General features: G+C 67.1%; 17 protein-coding genes. 7 read left to right on the forward strand and 10 right to left on the reverse strand.

The window, feature by feature from the left end; all coding sequences use genetic code 11:
• Positions 1–119: 119 nt before the first annotated feature.
• From U1703_RS11060 to U1703_RS11070, 3 genes are all read right to left on the reverse strand, one after another.
• Entirely contained in the window at positions 120–1,262 is a 1,143-nt protein-coding gene (locus U1703_RS11060; protein ID WP_320451638.1) for an acyl-CoA dehydrogenase family protein, read from the reverse strand.
• Between the two features lie 131 nt (positions 1,263–1,393).
• Positions 1,394–2,899, reverse strand: coding sequence for a CoA-acylating methylmalonate-semialdehyde dehydrogenase (locus tag U1703_RS11065; protein ID WP_332785719.1), 1,506 nt, complete (start codon positions 2,897–2,899; stop codon positions 1,394–1,396).
• Positions 2,900–3,013: 114 nt separating this feature from the next.
• The gene (locus tag U1703_RS11070; RefSeq protein ID WP_332785720.1) at positions 3,014–3,652 is read right to left on the reverse strand and encodes a YoaK family protein; all 639 of its coding nucleotides are present in this window, start codon (positions 3,650–3,652) and stop codon (positions 3,014–3,016) included.
• 142 nt (positions 3,653–3,794) lie between these two features.
• Here U1703_RS11070 and U1703_RS11075 point away from each other — a divergent pair, with 142 nt between their 5' ends.
• Positions 3,795–3,971: a hypothetical protein gene (locus U1703_RS11075; protein WP_332785721.1), complete on the forward strand. Its 177-nt coding sequence runs from the start codon at positions 3,795–3,797 to the stop codon at positions 3,969–3,971.
• Between the two features lie 25 nt (positions 3,972–3,996).
• On the opposite strand, the gene U1703_RS11080 is transcribed toward U1703_RS11075, so the two are convergent.
• On the reverse strand, positions 3,997–4,152 hold the full coding sequence (locus U1703_RS11080; RefSeq protein ID WP_332785722.1) for a hypothetical protein: 156 nt from the start codon (positions 4,150–4,152) through the stop codon (positions 3,997–3,999).
• A 232-nt stretch (positions 4,153–4,384) separates the two neighbouring features.
• On the opposite strand from U1703_RS11080, the gene U1703_RS11085 reads away from it, so the two are divergent.
• The 3 genes from U1703_RS11085 to U1703_RS11095 are packed head-to-tail and all read left to right on the forward strand — an operon-like array spanning position 4,385 to position 10,271.
• Positions 4,385–5,647 carry an efflux RND transporter periplasmic adaptor subunit gene (locus tag U1703_RS11085; RefSeq protein WP_320451633.1) on the forward strand — a complete coding sequence of 421 codons (1,263 nt, stop codon included), beginning with the start codon at positions 4,385–4,387 and terminating at the stop codon, positions 5,645–5,647.
• Positions 5,647–8,841 (forward strand): efflux RND transporter permease subunit, encoded by a 3,195-nt coding sequence (locus U1703_RS11090; RefSeq protein ID WP_332785723.1) that lies wholly within the window; start codon positions 5,647–5,649, stop codon positions 8,839–8,841. Before U1703_RS11085 ends, U1703_RS11090 begins: the two co-directional genes overlap by 1 nt.
• A complete protein-coding gene (locus tag U1703_RS11095; protein ID WP_332785724.1) occupies positions 8,838–10,271 on the forward strand; it encodes an efflux transporter outer membrane subunit in 1,434 nt (477 codons plus the stop codon). The genes U1703_RS11090 and U1703_RS11095 overlap by 4 nt, the downstream gene beginning before the upstream one ends.
• A gap of 409 nt (positions 10,272–10,680) precedes the next feature.
• Here the strand turns inward: U1703_RS11095 and U1703_RS11100 are convergent, their stop codons facing one another.
• The 3 genes from U1703_RS11100 to U1703_RS11110 all read right to left on the reverse strand — a co-directional run bounded on the left by U1703_RS11100 (position 10,681) and on the right by U1703_RS11110 (position 13,978).
• Positions 10,681–11,694 (reverse strand): inorganic phosphate transporter, encoded by a 1,014-nt coding sequence (locus U1703_RS11100; RefSeq protein WP_320451630.1) that lies wholly within the window; start codon positions 11,692–11,694, stop codon positions 10,681–10,683.
• A gap of 10 nt (positions 11,695–11,704) precedes the next feature.
• Positions 11,705–12,349, reverse strand: coding sequence for a DUF47 domain-containing protein (locus tag U1703_RS11105; protein ID WP_320451629.1), 645 nt, complete (start codon positions 12,347–12,349; stop codon positions 11,705–11,707).
• Between the two features lie 195 nt (positions 12,350–12,544).
• Positions 12,545–13,978 (reverse strand): short-chain fatty acid transporter, encoded by a 1,434-nt coding sequence (locus U1703_RS11110; protein ID WP_332785725.1) that lies wholly within the window; start codon positions 13,976–13,978, stop codon positions 12,545–12,547.
• 222 nt (positions 13,979–14,200) lie between these two features.
• Here U1703_RS11110 and U1703_RS11115 point away from each other — a divergent pair, with 222 nt between their 5' ends.
• Positions 14,201–16,525 (forward strand): TonB-dependent receptor, encoded by a 2,325-nt coding sequence (locus U1703_RS11115; RefSeq protein WP_332785726.1) that lies wholly within the window; start codon positions 14,201–14,203, stop codon positions 16,523–16,525.
• Positions 16,526–16,633: 108 nt separating this feature from the next.
• Here U1703_RS11115 and U1703_RS11120 read toward each other — a convergent pair whose 3' ends face one another.
• The 3 genes from U1703_RS11120 to U1703_RS11130 all read right to left on the reverse strand — a co-directional run bounded on the left by U1703_RS11120 (position 16,634) and on the right by U1703_RS11130 (position 21,140).
• A complete protein-coding gene (locus tag U1703_RS11120; RefSeq protein WP_332785727.1) occupies positions 16,634–17,314 on the reverse strand; it encodes an HPP family protein in 681 nt (226 codons plus the stop codon).
• A gap of 164 nt (positions 17,315–17,478) precedes the next feature.
• Positions 17,479–18,567 (reverse strand): lactonase family protein, encoded by a 1,089-nt coding sequence (locus tag U1703_RS11125; protein ID WP_332785728.1) that lies wholly within the window; start codon positions 18,565–18,567, stop codon positions 17,479–17,481.
• Between the two features lie 92 nt (positions 18,568–18,659).
• A complete protein-coding gene (locus U1703_RS11130) occupies positions 18,660–21,140 on the reverse strand; it encodes a PhoX family protein (protein WP_332785729.1) in 2,481 nt (826 codons plus the stop codon).
• 440 nt (positions 21,141–21,580) lie between these two features.
• Between U1703_RS11130 and rplJ the strand changes: the two genes are divergently transcribed.
• Positions 21,581–22,102 carry a 50S ribosomal protein L10 gene (rplJ, locus tag U1703_RS11135; RefSeq protein ID WP_175313710.1) on the forward strand — a complete coding sequence of 174 codons (522 nt, stop codon included), beginning with the start codon at positions 21,581–21,583 and terminating at the stop codon, positions 22,100–22,102.
• A 69-nt stretch (positions 22,103–22,171) separates the two neighbouring features.
• Positions 22,172–22,546, forward strand: a complete 375-nt coding sequence (rplL, locus tag U1703_RS11140; RefSeq protein ID WP_007403895.1) for a 50S ribosomal protein L7/L12 — start codon at positions 22,172–22,174, stop codon at positions 22,544–22,546.
• Positions 22,547–22,561 lie beyond the last annotated feature (15 nt).

Genomic DNA, 22,561 nt, shown 5'->3' on the forward strand with positions numbered 1-22,561 from the left:
TGTTCTACGACCCCGGCGAAGGCCGGGGCCCAGGTGCCGCGCATGACGTGGCGCGCCATTGGCCCGATGGCAACTGGACCCCGGCCTTCGCCGGGGTGGTTGCGGTGGCGGGAAACAGCTTAGTCCTTCAGCAAATCCCGCCCGACGATCATCCGCATCACCTGGTTCGTCCCCTCCAAGATCGAATGCACGCGCAGGTCGCGCCAGAAACGCTCGATCGGATAGTCCATCAGATAGCCATATCCGCCATGCAGCTGCAGCGCGCGGTCGACCACCGACGATCCGGTGTCGGTCGCCAGCCTCTTCGCCATGGCGGCGAAGCGGGTCTTGTCGGGGGCATTGTCGGTCACCTTGGCGGCCGCGAGATAAAGCAGCGCGCGCGCCGCCTCCAGCTCGGTCGCCATGTCGGCCAGGGTGAACTGGGTATTCTGGAACTCGGCAATCGCCTTGCCGAACTGGCGGCGGTCCTTCACGTAGGCGACGGATTCGTCCAGGCAGCGCTGCGCCCCGCCCAGCGAGCAGGCGCCGATATTCAGCCGCCCGCCGTCCAGCCCCATCATGGCGATGCGAAAGCCCTCACCCTCCGCGCCCAGCCTGTTGGCCACGGGCACGCGGACATTGTCGAACATCACCTGCCGCGTCGGCTGCGAATGCCAGCCCAGCTTGCGCTCGTTCGCGCCGAAGGAAACGCCCGGCATGTCCTTGTCGATCACCAGGCAGGAAATGCCCTTGGGGCCATCCTCCCCGGTGCGGACCATGGTGACATAGACCTCGTTCTCGCCGCCGCCCGAGATGAACTGCTTCGAGCCCGAGACGACATAATGGTCCCCGTCGCGCACCGCGCGGGTCTTGAGCGCCGCGGCATCGGAGCCCGAACCCGGCTCGGTCAGGCAATAGCTTGCCAAGCGGTCCATGGTCACGAGGTCGGGGAGATAGCGCCCCTTCACATCCGCATCGCCGAAGCGGTCGATCATCCATGACGCCATGTTGTGGATTGAGATGAAGGCGCTGGTCGAGGGACAGCCATAGGCCATCGCCTCCATGATCAGCGCCGCCTCCAGCCGCCCGAGCGCGATGCCGCCCGATTCCTCGGACACATAGATGGCGGCGAAACCGAGGTCGGCCGCGGCCTTGATCGTGTCGCGGGGGAAGATGTGCTTCTCGTCCCATTCGCCTGCGAAGGGGGTGATGCGGTCGGCGGTGAACCGGCGCGCCAGTTCCTGGATTTCGCGCTGTTCGTCGGTGAGGTCGAATTGGGTCATCTTGCCTCCATCTCTTAAGCCCCTCCCGCAGGCGGGAGGGGTCTGGGGAGGGAAAGGAGTCTCACCGAGACCATCGCTCGCGGCCTGCCCTCCCCCATCCCCTCCCGCCTGCGGGAGGGGCGTGCCTAGCTTCAGGCCATCGTCGGGATCACGAAGGCGTTGCCGCCATCGGGCGAGCCGTCCGGCCAGCGCTGCGTCACCGTCTTCACCTTGGTCCAGAAGCGGACGCCCTCCATGCCGTGCTGGTTCACGTCGCCAAAGGCCGACCGTTTCCAGCCGCCGAAGCTGTGATACGCCACCGGCACCGGGATCGGCACGTTGATGCCGACCATGCCGACCTCGACCCGTGCCGCGAATTCCCGCGCGGCGTGACCGTTGCGGGTAAAGATGGCGACGCCGTTGCCGTACTGATGCTCGCTGGGCAGGCGCACCGCCGTCTCGAAATCGGGGGCGCGGACGATCTGGAGCACGGGGCCGAAGATTTCCTCCTTGTAGCTCTGCATGGCGGGCGTCACGCGGTCGAACAGCGACGGCCCGATGAAGAAACCTTCCTCATAGCCCTGCAACTGGAAGCCGCGACCGTCGACGACCAGTTCCGCGCCCTCGTCGACGCCCGTCTGGATCCAGTCCTCCACGCGGCGTTTATGCGCGGCGTTCACCACCGGCCCGTAATGCGCCTGCGCATCGGTCGAGACGCCGACACGCAGCGCGTCCATCGCGGGGATCAGCTTTTCCCGCAGCGCATCGGCCGTCTTGTCGCCGACCGGCACGACGACCGGCAGCGCCATGCAGCGCTCGCCCGCCGAGCCGAAGGCCGCGCCCGACAGGTCGGCGACGACCTGGTCCAGATCGGCGTCGGGCATGACGATGCCGTGGTTCTTGGCCCCGCCCATCGCCTGGACGCGCTTGCCCGCCTCAACCCCGCGCCGATAGACGTAATGGGCGATGTCGGACGAACCGACGAAGCTGACCGCGCTGATCGCCGGATGGTCCAGGATGGCATCGACCATCGCCTTGTCGCCATGCACGACCTGCAGGATGCCCTCGGGCGCGCCCGCCTCGCGCATCAGCTCGGCCAGGCGGACGGGGACCGACGGATCACGCTCGGACGGTTTCAGGATGAAGGCGTTGCCGCAGGCGATGGCGACGCCGAACATCCACATCGGGATCATCGCGGGAAAGTTGAACGGCGTGATCCCCGCCCCGATGCCCAGCGGCATGCGCATCGAATAGACGTCGATGCCGGGCCCGGCTCCTTGCGTATACTCGCCCTTCAATACGTGCGGGATGCCGCAGGCGAACTCGATCACCTCCAGCCCGCGCTGGATGTCGCCACGCGAGTCGGCGATCACCTTGCCATGTTCGGAGGACAGCAGATGCGCCAGCGCATCCATGTTCTGCTCGACCAGTTCCTTGAAGCGGAACATCACGCGCGCCCGGCGCTGTGGATTGGTCGCGGCCCAGCCGGGCTGAGCGGCTTGCGCGGCGGCGACGGCGCGTTCCAGGAGCGCGGCATCGCCCAGCATCACGCGGGCCTGCACCTGGCCGCTATTGGGGTCGAAGACGTCACCCTTACGGGTTCCGGCGGCGTCGGTTGCGGTCTGTCCGCCGGCAACCAGATGGTCGATCACGCGCATATGCTCTCCTGTCCCGGGTCTGATGCCCGACTCTTGCGCTTGTAATTATATTGCTCGTGAGTGAAATCCAAGTCGGGCCGCTTAAAAAGCGCGGGGGCCCGCCCGGTTGGTAGGTCAGACCGTCGGACGGCGGTGCCAGGTGATGCCCGCCGCGACCAACGCCGCCACCGCCGCCGCAAGCAGAGCGTCCGTTCCCCATCGCGGGAAGACCAGCGCACCCAGCGCCGCGCCGACCAGAAAGCCGGTCCAGAGCAACAGATACGGCACCCAGTCCCAGCGCCGTCGCCCCGCGATCATGTGCGCCAGATGCTGCCCCAGCTTGACCAGCGTACCGGTCATGTAGGTGACGCCGATGCTGACCTCGCCATTGCGTTCGAACGTCGCGTTGATCGCTCCCATCGCCACGACCATGGCGGGCGCGGTCCAGTTGCCCCACACCGCAACGCCGCCCAGCAGGAACGCGACGAACAGCAACACCGCCGCCTGACCGACGCGCGCCAGGAACAGCCGGATCAGCGTGCCGAGCAGGACACCCAGCACGAACAGTGCCAGCAATCCGGCCAGGATGCCGACGCCTCCCCACCCCGTCCTACCGTGCGACGATGCCAGCCGGACCGCCAGCATCGTGCCGTTGCCGCTCATGAACGACACAAAATACCCGCCGAGATGCTGGAAGCCGATCGCGTCGACATAGCCCGCCAACAGGGCCAGGCCCGTCGCCAGCGTCCAGGTGCGTCGGTCGGAGCGGATCATCGCCCATCCTTATCAGCCGCACAGGCGTGCTGACCACCCGATCCTGTGGGCCGATGCCGTGTCAGTCTGGTGAGAATAAAGATCGCGCGAAAGGATCACATGGCGGACCGGAGCGTTGGGTCGGCGCGAAATGGGGGAACGGATGGCAGGCGCTCTGGTGGAAATCTGGCTGACCATATCCGCGCTGTCATCGCTGGTCATCATCATGATCGCGCTGGGTAACAGCGACCTGCGGCGCGACAAGCGGTTCCGCATCGGCCGTCGCCGTACAGCGACGTCGCGCACCATGATGCCACGGATACGACGCGCGCGTTCATAAACGCACGCGCCAAAAAGCGTCTATTTCAAAACAGGTTGATCAACCGTTCGACCAAACCGGGGCGGCGCGTGCGCATCGCGATGTAGCGTGCCCGGTCCTCGGCAGCGCGACGATACAGCGCGTCCAGCCGCTGCTCGCGCGGCATGTCCGAAATCCGTGGCGGCGGCATGTGAGTGGCCATGGAACATTCCCCCCGTGATCTGTTGAACCGTGAGGATTCAACGACGAATGGTGGGTTTCGTTCCGGGCATGTGACAGGCCGGTCATCCACTCGTCGCATCGGCAAATGGGCCGTCGCCCTCGCTTCGGGGCGGATCAACATGAACGTCTCGTAAGATTTCCGTAAGCGGTGCGTCAGGGCATACCTCCTATCGCCCGGCGCAATTCCCAGTCCTTCGCGCCGAAAGAAGCCGATGCACGCCAACCCCGCCGACGAAACGCTACCCGAAACCCGTCGTCTGTCATCGGCACAGCAATGGCGCTGGGTCGGGATCGCCGCCGCCGTCCTGATCGGCGTGCTGGTCCTGATCTCCGTCATCGGCAAGCTGACCCACAAGGAAGACGTGCCACCGCCGCCGCCACCGGCGGGCACGCTGCGCCTGTCGAAGGACCAGCTGGCGGCGATGCCCACGGTGCGCGTCGGGTTGGGCGCATCGGGTGACCAGACGATGGCGACCGGCGCGATCACCGCCGACGGATCGCGCTCGACCCCGGTGCTGATGCCCTATGCGGGCCAGGTCGTGCGCGTGCTCGCCGATGCGGGCCAAGTCGTGCGCCAGGGCCAGCCGCTGCTGCTGATCAAGACGACCGACTTCGTCGATGCGCGCTCCGGCCTGTTCGCCGCGCGTGCCGCGTACCAGAATGCGCAGGCACAGCTGGTCGCGGCGCAGCGCAATGCCGATCGCCAGCAGCAGATCTACCAGACCGCGGGCGGCGCGCTGAAGGACTATCAGCAGGCCCGTGCCGATCTGGCCGCCGCGCAGGCGACCGCCCGCACCGCCGCCGCCTCGCTGGGCGCGGCGCGCGACAAGCTGGCGATCCTCGGCAAGTCGCAGGGTGAGATCAACCGGCTGGAGAATGTCGGCGAGGTCGCCGGCATCCACGACATCACCACGCTGCACGCGCCGATCAGCGGCGTCGTCGCCTCGCGCGACGTCGCGCCCGGCCAATATGTCTCGCAGGGCGGCGACAAGCCGGTCATGACCATCACCGACCCCTCGCGCGTCTGGCTGGTCGCGCAGGTGGCCGAGAGCGATGCCGAGAATGTCCGCGTCGGCGACCCCGTCGAGGTGACGACGCCCGCGCTGCCCGGCCGTATCTTCCACGCCACCATCGACCTGGTCGGCGCGGCGCTCGACCCGCAGACCCACCGCCTGCCGGTCCGCGCCTCGATCCCCAACCCCGACAAGGCGCTGAAGCCGCAGATGTTCGCCAGCTTCGCGATCCAGCACCGCAATGCGGGCGAGGCGATCCGCGTCCCCGCCGCCGCCGTCATCCATGAAGGCGACACCGCGCGCGTCTGGATCATGCGCCCCGACGGCCTGCTGGTCGCGCGCGACGTGCAGACCGGCGATTCCGCGAACGGCCTGGTCACCATCACCCAGGGCCTGAAGCCGGGCGAGAAGATCGTCACCTCGGGCGCGCTGTTCGTCAACGAAGCGGGGATCGGCGAATAATGAACCGCATCGTCGACTTTGCGCTGCGTCAGCGACTGCTGATCGTCGGCCTGTTCTTTTCGATGATCGTCGCTGGCGTCATCGGCTTTATCAACCTCAACATCGAAGCCTATCCCGACCCCGTCCCGCCGATGGTCGAGGTCATCACCCAGACCCAAGGCCTGTCGGCCGAGGAGATGGAGCGCAACGTCACCATCCCGATCGAGGTCCAGATGGCGGGCATCCCGCACCTGACCGCGATCCGCGCGATCAGCCTGTTCGGCCTGTCGGACATCAAGATCCAGTTCACCTACGACTATACCAACGAACAGGCGCGCCAGCAGGTCATCAACCGCCTGTCGCAGCTGCCGCCGCTGGCCGGTGGCGCGCAGCCGACGCTGTCGCCGACCTCGCCGGTGGGCGAGATCTATCGCTACCGCATCGTCGCGCCCAAGGGCTATTCGGTGATGGACCTGAAGACGCTGCAGGACTGGGTGCTCCAGCGCCGGTTCAAGCGGATTCCGGGCGTCATCGACGTGACCGGCTGGGGCGGCAAGCTGCGCGCCTATGACGTGGTGATCGACCAGAACCGGCTGAACGCGCATGGCATGACCGTGGCGCAGGTGCTGGCGGCACTGTCGAAGAGCGACGGCAATGTCGGCGGCCAGACGATCAACTTCGGCGAACAGGCCGCGATCGTGCGCGGCATCGGCCTGATCCAGTCGCCCGACGCGATCCAGAACGTGCTGGTCGGCGAGGCGGGCGGCGCGCCCGTGCTGATCAAGGACGTGGCGACCGTGAAGGTCGGCAACGCGCCGCGCATGGGCATCGCCGGTTACAATAACGACGACGACATCGTGCAGGGCATCGTCCTGATGCAGCGCGGCGCCCAGTCGATGCCGACGATCAAGGCCGTCCAGGCCGAGGTCGCCAACATCAACGACAGCGGCGTGCTGCCCCCGGGCGTGCATCTGGAGCGGATCTACGACCGCTCCGACCTGATCAACCTGACCATCCACACCGTCATGGAAAACATGGTGGTCGGCATCCTCCTGATCTTCGCGTTGCAGTGGCTGTTCCTCGGCAATCTTCGCTCGGCGATCATCGTGGCGGCGACCATCCCGTTCGCGCTGGCCTTCGCGATCCTGATCCTGGTATTGCAGGGGGAGAGTGCGAACCTGTTGTCGGTCGGTGCGCTGGACTTCGGCCTGGTGGTCGATGCCTGCGTCATCATGGTGGAGAATATCTTCCGCCACATGGTCGAACGCTCCGCCGCCGTCGAAAGCGGCAAGGGCAACTACACCATGGCCAGCCGCTTCGGCGCGGTGCTGGGCGCCTCGTCCGAGGTCAGCCGCGGCATCTTCTTCGCCGCCGCGATCATCATCGCCAGCTTCCTGCCGCTGTTCACCCTGACCGGGGTGGAAGGCCATATCTTCGGCCCGATGGCCAAGACCTATGCCTATGCGATCAGCGGCGGCCTGCTGGCGACCTTCACCGTCGCGCCGGTGCTCTCGACGCTGCTGCTGCCCGACAAGCTGGCCGAGACCGAGACGTTCATCGTCGGCCGCCTGCGCCGTCTCTACGAGCCCGCCGCATCCTTTGCGCTGCGCAACAAGATCGTGACGATCGGCGGCGCGGTGCTGATGATGGGTCTGGCGGTGGTCGGCGTGCGCTCGCTCGGCATCGAGTTCCTGCCGCACCTCGAAGAAGGAAACATGTACATCCGCGCCACCCTCCCCTCCTCAATCAGCCTGGAGGCGGGCGAGAAGGTGACCAACGAGGTGCGCAAGATCATCGCGTCCTATCCGGAAACCACGGCGGTCCTGTCCGCCCATGGCCGCCCGGACGACGGCACCGATGCGACCGGCTTCTTCAACGTCGAGTTCTTCGTGCCGCTGAAGCCCTTCGACACCTGGCCATCGGGCATGACCAAGGAGAAGCTGATCGACGAGTTGTCGACCCGGCTCCAGAAGAAATATCCCGGCGTCGACTTCTCCTTCTCGCAGATCATCGAGGATAACGTCGAGGAAGCCGCCTCGGGCGTGAAGGGTGCCAATTCGATCAAGCTGTTCGGCCCCGATCTCGTCACGCTGGAAAAGCTGGCCAACCAGATCAAGGCGCAGATGGCCAAGGTGAAGGGCATCGAGGATCTCGGCGTGTTCGAGATTCTGGGCCAGCCGACCGTGCGCATCGACGTCGACCGTGCCAAGGCCGCCCGCTACGGCCTGACGCCCGACGACATCAACCAGACGGTGGCCGCCGCCATCGGTGGCCAGTCGACCGCCGACCTCTACGAGCCCGGCACCGACCGCCACTTCCCGATCATCGTGCGGTTGAAGCCCGCCCAGCGCGACTCGCTGGAATCGGTGCGTAACATCACGATCGGCGCGCCCTCGCCCGACGGCAACGGCACGATCCAGGTGCCGCTGTCCGAGGTGGCGAACGTCAAGCTGACCAGCGGTGCCTCGTTCATCTATCGCGAGCATCAGGAGCGCTACGTCCCGATCAAATTCTCGGTGCGTGGCCGCGACCTGGGCGGCGCGGTCGAGGAGGCGCGGGCGCGGATCAACCAGAATGTCCACCTGCCGCCGGGCTATCACCTGGAATGGGCGGGCGAGCTCGACAATCTGAAGAACGCGATCGCCCGGCTGGAGATCGTGGTGCCGATCAGCCTCGTGCTCATCCTGCTGCTGCTCTACGCCAATTTCGGCTCGATGCGTGACAGCCTGCTCGCCTTCTCCGCGATCCCGATGGCGATCGTGGGCGGCGTGCTGGCCCTTGCCCTGACCGGCACGGCGTTCAGCATCTCGGCGGCGATCGGCTTCGTGGCGCTGTTCGGCATCGCGGTGATGGACGGCATCCTCGTCGTCACCACCTTCAACAACGCCATCGACGAGGGTGCGCCGCGCGAGAATGCGCTGGCCACCACCGTCAAGAACAGCCTGCGCCCCGTGGTCATGACCTGCCTCGTCGCCGCCATCGGCCTGCTGCCCGCCGCCCTGTCGCACGGGATCGGCAGCCAGGTGCAGAAGCCGCTCGCCCTTGTGGTGGTCGGCGGCATGACGCTGGCCCCGGTGCTGATCCTCTTGGTCCTGCCGGTGCTGATCAGCCGCTATTCGACGCGCCTGCCGCTGTCGCAGCGCAAGAAGAAGCATGATCCGATGGTCGACGACCAGGACGATACCACCACTCCTGAATCCGGGGTTCCGGCATGAAGCGTTTCCTGACCCTGCCGCTGCTCGCGTGTGTTTCGGCCAGTATCTCGGGTTGCGCGGTCGGCCCGCATGACCTGGATGCACATGCCAGCCTGCCGCCCATGGCTCCTGCGCCGGTGATCGCCCCGGCGAGCGGCCCGGCCCAGACGGTGTCCGCCACCATCGCACCCGAATGGTGGCACGCGTTCGGCAATGCCCAGCTCGACGCGCTGGTCGCCGAGGCGCTGGCGCACAACAATGACGTGGGCGTGGCCGAGGCCTCGCTTCGGCAGGCGCGGGAACAGGCGCGCGCGACGCGCGGCACGCTGCTGTTCCCGCAAGGCGGGCTGAACTATCAGGCGCAGCGGACCCGCGTGTCCAACGCCCTGTCCCCGGCGGTCGCAGACCAGAACCAACAGCTCTACACGCTGCACACCGCGCAGGTCAGCGTGTCCTATGACGTCGATGCCTTCGGCGGGAACCGGGCGCAGGTCCACTCCGCCGTCGCGCGTGCCAAGGTCGAGCGGCATCAGCTGGACGCGGCACGGATGACGGTGGCGGCGAACCTCGTCACCGCGCTGATCGAGCGGGCGAGCCTCGCCGAACAGGTCGCCGCCGCGCAGACGGCCGTGAGCGTCAATCGCGACATCCTGGCCGCGTTGCAACAGCGGCAGCGGCTGGGTGCGGTCGGCGCGTCCGACGTGGCGCAACAACAGGCGGCGCTCGCCACCGCCGAGGGCGCGCTGCCCCCGCTGATCCGCGCCGAAGCCGCCCAGCGCACCATCATCGCGACGCTGATCGGGCGTCCGGCGGGGTCGGCACTGCCGCCGCTGCCCGAACTGGCGCAGTTGAGCCTGCCGACCGAACTGCCCGCGATCGTGCCGTCCGAGCTGGTCCATCGCCGCCCCGACGTGCTGGCCGCCGAAGCGCAGTTGCAGGGTGCCGGTGCCGATGTCGGTACCGCCATCGCCGCGCGCCTGCCCAGTATCCAGCTATCGGCCAATGCCGGTGGCTCGGCACAGAATTTCGGCGACATGTTCAAGAGCGGCAATCCCTTCTGGGCGCTGTTGGGTGGCATCACCCAGCCGCTGTTCCACGCCAACGCGCTGCGTCACCAGCAAAAGGCGGCGGAAGCGGCGCTGGACGGGGCCAAGGCGCAATATCGCCAGGCGGTGCTTCAGGCGTTCGGCAATGTCGCGGACTCGCTGACCGGGCTGTCGACCGACGCGCAGGCGCTGGATGCCGCACAGCGGGCTAGCAACGCGGCGGGCCAGGCCCTGACCTTTGCCCGGCGACAACTGGCGCTGGGGGATGTCGGGACGCTGCAACTGCTGAATGCGACCGCCACCGACGCGCAGGCGCGGTCGCAGCTGATCCAGGCCAAGGCGGCACGGATGACCGACACGGTCGCCCTGTTCCAGGCGGCCGGAGGGCCGGTTACGGGGTCGTGAGGGTGTGGGGGATGGGCTGACACCGCTCACCCCCTCCCCGTTCCGCCTGCGCGAAGGTTAGGGGTTCGCGCGGAGGCGCAGAGAACGCGGAGATGCCGTTCTTCGCAGCGACGCCTCCTCCAGATATTGCACTCTTCCCCGGCGAAGGCCAGGGCCCAGGTGCCAGGCACCTGAAGGCGCGCCGCGCCGGTGCAAGGGAGGCCAGGGCAACCCGCTATCGACGGCGCACCGCAACTGGGCCCCGGCCTTCGCCGGGGTGCCGAAAATATTGATATCGGGCTACGCCACCTCTGCGTCCTCCGCGCCTCTGCGCGAACCGAATCCCTTGGCCTTCGACTACGCTCAGGCTGAACGGAGAACAGGATTTGCCCCCCAACGAAAAAGGGGAGGCCCTCGCCTCCCCCCTTTTTCAGAACAGCTTGGTCAGCAGGTAGAAGCCTGCCCCCATCGCCGCGGAGGCCGGGATGGTGATGATCCAGGCGATCACCACATTGCCCGCCACGCCCCATCGCACCGCCGAGGCCCGCCGCGCCACGCCCGCGCCGATGATCGAGCCGGTGATGGTGTGCGTGGTCGACACCGGAATCCCCAGCGCCGAGGCGCAGAAGATCACGATCGAACCCGCGGTCGAGGCGCTGAACCCCTGATGCTGCGACAGCTTGGTGATGCGGCTGCCCATCGTCTCGATGATCTTCCAGCCGCCGGTCATCGTGCCCAGCGCCATGGCGACATAGCAGGAGATGGCGACCCAGTGCGGCACCTCGAACGGCCCCGTAAGGCGGCCGGTCGAATAGAGGAGGACCGTGATGATCCCCATCGTCTTCTGCGCATCGTTCAGCCCGTGACTGAGCGAATAGGCTGCCGAGGAGACGAGGTGCAGCGCGCGGAAGCTGCGCTCCGCCTGCCCCGCCGTCGAGCGGCGCAGCGCCCAGCTGCTCAGCAGCATGACCAGCATCGCCAGCATCATGCCCAGCAGCGGCGACAGGACGATGGCGAGCAGCGTCTTGTTGAGGCCCGCCCACTGCACCGCACCCATGCCCGCATGGGCGACACCGGCGCCGATCAGGCCGCCGACCAGCGCATGGCTGGACGAGGACGGAATGCCACGTAGCCAGGTGATGACGTTCCACGCCATCGCCCCGCCCAGTGCGCCGAAGATGACGGCGGGCGTCACCACGTCCTGGGCGATCAGGCCCTTGCCGACCGTCTCCGCCACCTTGTGCAGGCTGGGGAAGGCGACGGTCAGGAAATAGGCCGCGAAGTTGAAGAAGGCGGCAAAACCCACGGCGGCGACCGGCGACAACAGCCGGGTCGCGACCACCGTGGCGATCGAGTTGGCCGCGTCATGCAGGCCGTTGAGATAATCGAACGCCAGCGCGACCAGGATCAGGCCGGCCAGCAACGGAAAGGCGAGTTCGTGCATGTCCCTCGCCTCAGGCGTGGTCGATGACGATGCCGTCGATCTCGTCGGCGACATCCTCGAACGCGTCGAGGATGCGCTCCAGATGCTTGTACACTTCCTTTTCGATGACGAAGCGCAGCGTGTCGCGCTCGCCGCATTCGTCCAGCGTGCGCTTCAGGCCCGCCGCGTGCATCTCGTCGGCGCGGCCCTCCAGGCGGACCAGTTCCTCGGTCAGCGCGTGGAGGCGGTCGCCGTTGCGCGCGACGTCGCGCATCAGCGGCATCGCCTCGACGGTCAGCCGGGCCGCCTCGACCGCGACGGCCGCCATCTCGCGCATTTCGGGCGCGAAGCTGGTCAGGCGGTACAGGCCGATCGCGGTGGCGGCGGCGTGCATCTCGTCGATGGTGTCGTCCATCGAACCGATCAGCGAGGTGATCGAGGCGCGGTCGAACGGCGTCAGAAAGGTCGAACGCACCGAGGTCAGCACTTGGCGCGTGATCTCGTCGGCGTCATGCTCGCGCGCGGCGACGACCGCGATCTCGTCGGCGGTGTGGCCCTTGGCGTCGAAAAGACGGACGGTGGCTTCCGCCCCCGCCAGGATGGTGGCGGCTTGCGCCTCGAACAGCTCGAAGAAATTCCCCGTCTTCGGCAGGAGGCGTTGGAACCAGGCGAACATCAGTCGGTAACCCCGATAGTGATCCGAAACCGTGCGTGGTCTTTACCCATGGCCGATCGGGCCACGGCGAAACGCCGGACCGCGAAATGGTCATGGACCCAGGTTGGCACGAACGTCGCCCCCCTGACCAGTCGCGGCCCCTCCGTCAAGCAAAACGCTGTTACACCAATGTGACACTCGGGTCATCAGCCGCGGTCACGGCAGGACCGGCGGCTGATAAGGCAATGTGAAGGACAGCGCCCAGAGCAGGAACAGCACGACCGGCAGATGGACCAGCAGCTGAAGAAAGCTGAACCCCACGATATCGCGCGCCTTCAGTCCCAATATGCCGAGCAAAGGCAACATCCAGAAGGGGTTGATGAGATTGGGCAGCGCCTCCGCCGCGTTATAGATCTGCACCGCCCAGCCGAGATGGACGTGCAGCTCGTTGGCCGCCTGCATCACATAGGGTGCCTCGAGCAGCCACTTGCCGCCGCCCGACGGCACGAAAAAGCCCAGGATCGCCGAATAGGCACCCATGGTCAGCGGAAAGGTGGCCGCCGTGTTGAGCGCGACGAAGGCGTGGGCGATCTGGTCCGCGACCCCGATACCCGCCCCGTTCTTCGCGCCCGTCAGCATCGCGGCGATGGCGGCGTAGAAGGGATATTGGATCAGGATACCCGCCGTCGCCGGGACCGCACGGGACAGCGCGATCAGGAAGCGCTTGGGCCGCCAATGCAGCACCAGTCCCGCCATCAGGAACAGGAAGTTGTAGGTGTTCAGGTTGGAGATGGCGACCATCCAGTCCGCCCCCGCGAACTCCTGCACCAGCCAGCCCGCCGCCAGCAGGCCGATCAGGACGGTGACGAGCGGCGCATGTTCCAGCCATTCGCCCGGCTGGGTGCGCGGTGGCAGGGCGTCGTCCTCGCGCGCCGGGTCGATGCCCATGTCCTGCGCCGTGACGGCGGCCTCGCGACCGGGGGCGGAGGCCATGGCGATGACGGTCGACAGGACGACCAGCACGCCCGCGATCAGCATCGACTGCCACAGGAAGATCGTCTGGCTGAACGGGATGACGCCGGTGATGGGCAGCAGCGCAGGTGGCAGGCTGGCCGGGTTCGCCTGCAACTGCGCCGCCGACGAGGAGAGCCCCATCGCCCAGGTCGCGCCCAGCCCCAGATACGCCGCCGCCCCCGCCGCGCGGTAATCCATGCGCAGGTCAAGGCGGCGAGCACAGGCACGCGCCAGCAGCCCGCCGAAGATCAGGCTCAATCCCCAGCTGAGCAGCGAGGACAGCATCGTCGCCAGCGCGATCATCCCGATCGCCCCCCGTGCGCTGCGCGGCCGCTTTGCCAGCCAGTCGATCAGCCGCTGCACCGGCGCGGAGGTGGCGACGACGTATCCGCCGATCGTCACGAACGCCATCTGCATGGTGAAGGGAATGAGCGTCCAGAAACCGTCGCCGAAGCTCTTGGCCACCGCCGGGGCGGAGGCTCCGTTCGCCAGCGCCGCGACCGCGACCACGACGACCGCGATGGCGACGAAGATGAAGGCATCGGGGAACCACCGCTCGGCCCAGCCGGTGAAGCGCAGGGCGATCCGCGCCAGCACACCCTCGCCCGCCGCCCCTTGCGTTCGTCCGTCCGCCATGCCGCTCCCCTTTCTGTTGCACCGTCGAAACGGCCGCAGCGCCAGAATGCGGCAAAGGATCGAACGTTGCACGGCCCCGCGCATACGCTTTCGCCCTATACTGTGACATGCCCGCATCACCTCTGTCACGCGAGCGCCATAATGCACCCCTAACCGCCCGGCCTACCGGGAGAATAGCAATTAGTCGGGCGCCATGAACGCCCGCCGGAGCGTGGGGAATATATGAAGTCCGTTATCAAGACCGCGGCGCTGTTGGGCGCCGCGTGGGGTACGCTGGCCGCCGTGCCGGCCATGGCGCAGACCGCCGATCAGGGCGCGACCACCGCCGCCGCCGCAGAGGCGCAGGGCGAGCAGCAGGGCCTGGGCGACGTCGTCGTCACCGCCGAGCGCCGTTCGGAAAGCCTGAACCGCGTGCCGGTGTCGGTCGGCGTGGTCAGCGGATCGAACCTGCGCACCTTCCAGCAGGGCGGCGAGGATATCCTGGCGCTGTCGGGTCGCGTCCCCGGCCTGTATGCCGAGACGACGACCGGACGTATCTTCCCGCGTTTCTACATTCGCGGCCTGGGCAATATCGACTTCTATCTCGGCGCGTCGCAGCCGGTGTCGATCATCCAGGACGATGTGGTCCTGGAGCATGTCGTGCTGAAGTCGAACCCGGTGTTTGACGTCGACCAGGTCGAAGTGCTGCGCGGTCCGCAGGGCTCGCTGTTCGGTCGCAACACGACCGCGGGCATCATCAAGTTCGACACGATCAAGCCGACGCAGACCTTCCAGAGCCGCGCGACCGCCTCGATCGGCAGCTATAACACGATCAGCATGGATGCCGGTGTCGGCGGCCCGCTGATCCGCGACGTGCTGGCCTTCCGCCTGTCGGCCTTGGTGCAGCACCGCGACAACTGGGTCGACAACACCTATTCGGGGCCCAGCGCCGACGGCACGCTGACGCCGAATAAGGACGCGATGGGCGGCTTCACCGAGCGCGACGTGCGCCTCCAGCTGCTCCTCACCCCGACCGACACGCTGTCGTTCAACCTGTCGGGCCATGCCCGGTGGTATGACGGCACCTCGACGCTGTTCCACCGCGGTGCCCTGACGAAGGGTTCGCGCGACGTGTCGGCCGAGCCACGCGACCGCGTCGCCTATGACGAGGGTCGCGGCAACCCGCAGTCCTATGACACGCAGGGTGCCTCGTTGCGTGCCGCCTGGAATTTGGGCGCGGCCGAGCTGACCTCGATCACCGCCTATGAAACGACGGCGGGCTTCAGCAAGGGCGACACCGATGGCGGCGCGGCGGCCAACTTCCCCTTCAACGGCGCGGCCAATGGCTATGGCCTCAGCCAGGGCCAGATCCGTGGCCTCGACCAGTGGACGCAGGAAGTCCGCCTGGCCTCGACCGGCACCGGCGCCTTCAAGTGGCAGGTCGGCGGCATCTATTTCGACAGCCGCGACATCACCGACTTCTATCAGCGCGCCTTCCTGATCGGCGCGAACCCCAACAACTGGGTTCGCCTGCACGACGTGAACACCTCGTGGGGCGTGTTCGGCCAGGTCAGCTATCAGGCGACCGATCGCCTGACCCTGACCGCCGGTGGCCGCATCAGCGAGGACACCAAGCGGACCCAGCTGCTGCGCACCGCCGACAGCGCCGCCGGTGTCTCGACCTATCGCGGTCGTCGCGACGTGCGCCTGTCGGACACCCAGCCGAGCTGGGATCTGTCAGCCCTTTATGAGGTCAATCCGAACCTGAACGTCTATGTCCGCGCCGCGCGCGGCTTCCGTGGGCCGACCATCCAGGGTCGCTCGGCGGTGTTCAACTCGGACTTCACCACGGCGAACTCGGAAACCAACCTGTCGTTCGAGACCGGCTTCAAGTCGAAGCTGTTCGACAACACGCTGCGCCTGAACGCCGCCGCCTTCGCGTACCGCGTGAAGGGCATCCAGCTGAACGGCAACGACTCGGACGGCAATGGCGTGCTGTTCAATGCCGACAAGGCGATCGCCTATGGTCTGGAAGCTGATGCGCAGTGGCTGCCGGTGCGCAATCTGGCGCTGTCGGCGGGTGTCAGCCTGCTGCACTCGGAAATTCGCGACAACCGCGTCTTTGCCCAGACCTGCGGCTTGAACGGGGTGCAGGTGTGCACCGTGCTCGATCCGTTCGTCACCCGTCGGGTTTTCGGCGCCAACGCCTATTTCGCGCAGATCAACGGCAACCCGCTGCCCAACGCGCCGGAATACAACGTCAACCTGGCGGCCAAGTATGACGTGCCGCTGGCCGATGGCGGCAAGGCGTTCATCTCGACCGACTGGAACCTGCAGGGCTATACGAACTTCGTCCTGTACCGGACCAAGGAGTTCACCTCGAATGGCAATTTCGAGGGTGGCCTGAGCGTCGGCTATTCGGCGCCGGGCGACGCCTGGAGCCTGTCGGTCTTCGCGCGCAACATCACGAACGAGAAGAACCTGAAGGGCGTGATCGAAAACTACATGGCGGCCGTGTTCAACGAGCCGCGCATTATCGGTATCTCGTTCAGCGGCAAGTATCGCTGATCGACCTGACCGGTTGATGGAGAAGGCCCGTCCCTCGGATCGAGGGGCGGGCCTTTTTGTTGGTGTGCGACCGCCGTTCCGCCCAAGCGCGGTCGAAGGCCACGCCCCTCACCCGCCGCGAGCGCCCCCGACCCTCGCCCGCGCATGTCGCTCGGCATGGGCGAGCAGCGTGTCCAGGTCCTCGCGCGCGATGTCGAAACTGTCGTGCATGTCCTCCAGCGCGGCATCGACATCCTCCGCCCGGATGCGCGCGGCATCGCCGACCGGCGGGGCGAGCGCGGGTTCGTGCGGATAGCTGCGCCTGGTCGCACGGTGGAAGAACATGCCCAGCGCCACCAGCGCGATCGAATTGATCGCCACCGGCGCGAAGGCAAAGGCGAAGCCCGCCGCGTGGATCCCCTGGCTGCCGATCACGGCGGTCAGCGCCGCCGCCCCGCCCGGCGGATGCAGGCAGCGCGCGAGCGACATGACCAGGATCGCACCCCCGACCGCACAGCCTGCCGCCAGCGGTAGCGATGGGATCGCCTGGAACATCGCCACCCCGACCAGCGTCGACAGGACATTGCCGCCGACCACCGACCAGGGCTGGGCCAGCGGACTGGCAGGCACGGCAAAGACCAGCACCGCCGAGGCGCCCAGCGGCGCGACGATGATCGGCAGGTCCGGGCCCAGCGAGGGCAGGCCGCCGCAGACGATGATGGTCAGTGCGATGCCGATGACCGCGCCGGTACAGGCGATCAGGCGGTCGGACCGCGTGGCTCCGGCGAGCAGGGGTTGGAAGAAGCGCATGACCGCCTTCGAGGTTGGGAACCTGACAAGCCCCTCCTCCCGGCAGGGGGGAGGGGTTGGGGTGGGGCTGAGCCGCAGGCGATGGCCTCGGTGAGACTACGCCCCTCCCCCATCCCCTCCCGTTTACGGAAGGGGCGCGGATAATGGCGATATCCGAGCCTGCCTCAAGCCTCGGCCAAGAACACGACGCCGGGGATCGCTATGCTGCGCCCGGTATCGGTCAGCAGGCCATGTCGACCGATCCGGAAGACATTCACCCTTCCCGAACGCTCATTGGCGACAAGCATCTCACCTCGCTCCTCCCGCAGCAGGAAGAAGCGCGGCCAGTTGCCGCCGCTGGGCAGGGTCTCCAGCCCCCGGACGCCGCCCTTGGCGTCGACGGAAAAGGATGTGATGCTGTTCGCCCCGCGATTGGAGACATAGAGCGTCCGCCCTGCGCGGTCGATCGCAATATGCGCACCATAAGAGGCAGGGCCGCCTTCGGGAACCAGCGCGCGCTCGTCAGCCGTCCGAAAGCTGCCATCGGGCAGCGCATCGAGCACGAACAATCGGGTCTGCAACTCGCAGACCACATAAGCACGCGGCAGGGTCGGGTGGCGGACCATATGGCGCGGCCCGACGCCCGCCGGGGCCTGCCACGCGATCCGCTGGTCTGAGAGCGTCCGCGCGACCGGATCGAAGCGATAGGCGAAGATCGCATCCGCCCCCAGGTCGACCGAATGCAGCCAGCGCCGGTCGGGGCTGAACCCCACCCAATGCGCGTGCGGCCCGGCCTGACGCTCGGCATTGGGGCCCTTGCCCTGATGCTGAAAGACCCTGGCCTCACCCGGTACGCCGGTCTTGCGATCGAGTTGATAAAAAGCGACCGATCCGCTGGAATAATTGGCGACCGCAAGGCAGGCGGAGCTACGGTCCAGCGCGACATGGCACGGGTCCGCGCCGCCGGTCGACGCGCCACCCCGGACCTTCCAGCCGGGGCCATAGCCCGTCACCTGCCCCTCGGTCTGTTCGCGCAGCAGGTAGAAGGCGCCGCCGGGCCCGTTGCCGACCCCGTAGGAGGCGTTGACGATCCCCGTCACCGGCGCCCCCACCTGACCCTCGACGATCGGGTACAACCCCTTGCCGCCTTCATTGGTGTAGGTGCCCGCGATCAGCCGATCACCGCCCGGCAGCCGCGCCATCGCCGGGGAAACCACCGAGCCCAGCCCGATCGCCGCCGCGCCCGCCATCACCTCACGCCGTGTCGTCGTCATGCACCTGCCCTTTCGCATCCGCCTTGAACGCGAAAGGGGGCGGGAAGGCAATCACCTTCCCGCCCCCTCCGGCTCACGATACGCTCAGCCGATCAGATCGCGACCACGCCGCCGTCATTCTTGGTGATGACGATGGTGGCCGAACGCGGGCGGATGGTCGCCGCCGCGCTGCCTCCCTGGCTGTCGGGCCAGTTGCTGGTCGGGGCCGCCGGGCTGCTGGCATCCTCGCCCGGATGCTGGATGTTGACGAAGACCGAGGTGCCGTCCGGCGTCGAGTGGATGCCGGTGATCTCGCACTGCTTCGGGCCGACCAGGAAACGCTTCAGCGTGACGCCGGGCGCCTTGCCGATGCGGGTGGTGACCGTCGCGGACGACCCGCCGGCGCTGCTGGTCACAGACCGCGTGCCGCCATCGCCAACCCGGCCGGGAATCGCGGCCAGCATCATGCAGTTGGTGACGTCGGTGAAGGCACCGTCGTCGGTCTGGATCCACATCACCGGCGTCTGCTGGCCCGCGACGTTGCTCGGCAGGCTGAACCACAGGCCGTCGGGCGACGAGAAGTCGTTGGTCGCGTCCAGCCCCGACAGGTTGATGTTGGTCGGGTCCAAGTCCGCCCCCGCGCCAAAGGCGTACACGTCCCAGGTGAAGCTGGTCGCCTCGGTCGTGTCGTTCGCTTCGCGGATGCGGATGATGTGGCCGTTGCGGTTGCCGACCGAGGTCGAGGGCGGATCGACATAGGCGCGCGGGTTGGCCGCATCGACGGCGGTCAGATTGCCCAAGGCGACCGGACGGCGCGAGGCGTTGTTGGTCAGCGTGCAGTACATCTCGCCGGTCGCCGGGTTCACGGCGGTCCATTCCGGCCGGTCCATCTTGGTCGCGCCCAGCACGTCGGCGGCGAGCCGCGTGTTGATCAGGACGTCGGCCTGGTCGGCGAAGGGATAGACGCTGTTCGAGCTGGTCAGCCCGTTCTGGCCGAACACCAGCGGCATCCACATGCCGGTGCCGTCCGCGTTGAACCTGGCGACATAGAGCGTGCCATTGTCGAGATATTTGTCGCCCACCGCCAGACGGTCGGCCGCGCTGGCGTCCGCGGCGCTCCACGGCGTCGCCGAGACGAACTTGTAGATATATTCGTTCTGCGCATCGTCGCCCATGTAGAAGGCGGGGCGGACGCCCGCGATCATCCGGCCGTTCTGGCAGCCTTCGTGATTCATGCGGCCCAGTGCGGTCCGCTTGCGCGGGGTCGAAGTCGGGTTGAACGGATCGATCTCGACCACCCAGCCGAACTGGAACGGCTCGTGGCGGAAGTCGGCGGTGCCGTCGGCGGCGAGGGCCGCGTTGGCGGTCGCGTTCCAGCGGCGGAAGACCGTGCTCGACGCGTCCGACGGCGTCACCGTCGTCCAGCCATAATTGCCCGAGCGCCCCTCGGTGATGCCATAGCGGGCCAGCGAGACATTCTGCTTCGCGCTGGTCGCGGTGCGCACCGCCGCGTCACCGGCGGTACGGCGAAAATAGCCTGCCCAATTCTCTTCGTTGGTCAGATAGGTGTTCCACGCCATCGTCCCATTGGCGCAGTTGTTGATCGTGCCGCGCCCCATGCTGCCATCGGTCGAATAGACGGTCTTCAGCCAGGCCGCGCCCTTGACCGGGCCGCTGAACGCCATCGGCGTGTTGGGCGTGATGCGACGGTTCAGCGCCGAGCCCTGGACATAGGCCCAGGTGCCGTTCGCTCGCGTGACCTCGACCACCGAGACGCCGTGGCACTCGATCTCCTTGATCGCTTCCGATTCGGGACGGGGGCTGGGCGTCGGACCATTGGCGTGCAGATAGAGCTGGGTGATGTTCTCGTGGTTGAGGACCAGCAGGCCGCGCGTGCTGCTGTTCGGATCGGGATTGGTGCCCGTGGACGCCAGGCCGAAATAGCTCATGCCGTCATGATGGTCGCCCGCGCGCTGGGCATAGTTGGTGTCGGTGCCGTTATTGGCGAAGGCGGGCACGCTGCCGCTGATCGGATCGCCCAGGCGATAGAGCACGGTCACGCTATAGCCCGACGGCACGGTGACGATGTCGGCCAGGCTGTGCGGCACGGCGGTGAAGTCGAGCGTGATCGGGGTCACCGTGACGGTGACGGTGTTGTTGGTGACGACGCCGTCGCGGCTGGTGATCTCCAGCTTGAAGGCGAGCTGTGTCGCGGTCGCGACCGCAGGCGCGCGGAACGAGGCGACCAGCTGGTTGGCGTTGGTCAGCGTGACCGACGGGCCCGCCGTCTGGCTCCAGTTGACGTTGGCGACCTGGCCGGTGCCGACGGTGCCGGTCAGCGTGACCGGGCGGCCCGCCGCCACGCTGGCCGTGCTGCCCGCCGCGGTCGCGGTGACGCCCTGCGGGTTCTCGTCGTCGCAACCCGCCAGCAGCGCGCCGCCGAACAGCGCGGTGGTCATCGCCGACACGCCGTGGCGCAGCGTCTGGCGACGCGACAGGCGCGTGGCGATCAGATCGCTCATATGCGTGTTGGTCGAGCGGTTGGTATCGATGTCGCCATCGTCATAGGCGACCAGGTTGTTGATATCCGACATGGAAAATCCCCCGGTACCGCGCGAGGAGTGCTGCGGTCAGTGTGGCGGGCTTTGCCGCGCAACCAAGTCACGCAAGCTTCATTTCGGCGTCATCTGGATGACCCTGGCATGACTCGATGATGACATGCGCTTCATCATGCGGCAGCGCTTGACTCGCCGCCCGGGCTGGCCTAACGGCAGCCCCGCATCCGGCGGGCTTGCCCGTTCGGATTCCGTCCAAGACAGCAGGTGCCGGGGAATATGCCCTGGCTTAATCTCCTGCCGAGACGGGGAAAAGGATTTTGCCGGTCGTGCCACTTGCTGGTCCCGCCCGGTCTGCCCCGCGTTTCTCACGCGTCGGTTGCCCATTCCCCATCGCTGGACACCCCGAGGGGTGGTCACACCCCCCGGTCAAGCAACCGGGATGGTCGTTCGCGGCCGTTCCAACCATGGAGAATGGCATGGATCGCGATCAAAAGACCCAGGCCGTCGCCGAACTGAACCGTAACTTCAACGAGGTCGGCGTGGTGGTCATCACCCGCAACCTCGGCATGACCGTCGCCCAGTCGACGGCCCTGCGCACGAAGATGCGGGAAGCCGGCGCGTCCTACAAGGTCTCGAAGAACCGGCTTGCCAAGATCGCAGCCCAGGGCACCGACTATGCCGGTGTCGCTGACATGCTGACGGGTCCCGTCGGCATCGCCAGCTCGATCGATCCCGTGGCCGCCGCCAAGGTGGCCGTGGATTTCGCCAAGACGACCGACAAGTTCGAGATCGTCGGCGGATCGATGGGTGCGAACGTCCTTGATGTCGCAGGCGTGCAGGCGCTGGCGACTCTGCCCTCGCTGGACGAGCTCCGGGCGAAGATTGTCGGCCTCATCGTGGCACCTGCCACGAAGCTGGCAACCATCACCCAGGCTCCCGCGGCGCAGATCGCCCGCGTCCTCGCGGCCTATGCCGACAAGGACAAGGAAGCCGCCTGATCTTCGGGCGTACACGATTGAACTGACACACTCGGGCCAATTCATGCGGCCCGTATTGGAGATAAGAACATGGCAGACCTGAACGCGCTGGTTGACCAGCTGAGCGAGCTGACCGTCCTCGAAGCCGCCGAGCTGTCGAAGATGCTCGAAGAGAAGTGGGGCGTCTCGGCCGCCGCTGCTGTTGCAGCTGCGCCTGCCGCTGGCGGCGCTGCCGCTCCGGCCGCTGAAGAGAAGACCGAATTCGACGTGATCCTCACCGGCGACGGTGGCAAGAAGATCAACGTCATCAAGGAAGTCCGCGCGATCACCGGCCTGGGCCTGACCGAAGCCAAGGCGCTGGTCGAAGGCGCTCCGAAGCCCGTCAAGGAAGGCATTGCCAAGGACGAGGCCGAGAAGATCAAGAAGCAGCTCGAAGAAGCCGGCGCGACCGTCGAGCTCAAGTAATCGGACTGCGGGGGG

The sequence above is a fragment of the Sphingomonas flavida genome (assembly GCF_036663655.1).
GTDB lineage: Bacteria > Pseudomonadota > Alphaproteobacteria > Sphingomonadales > Sphingomonadaceae > Sphingomonas.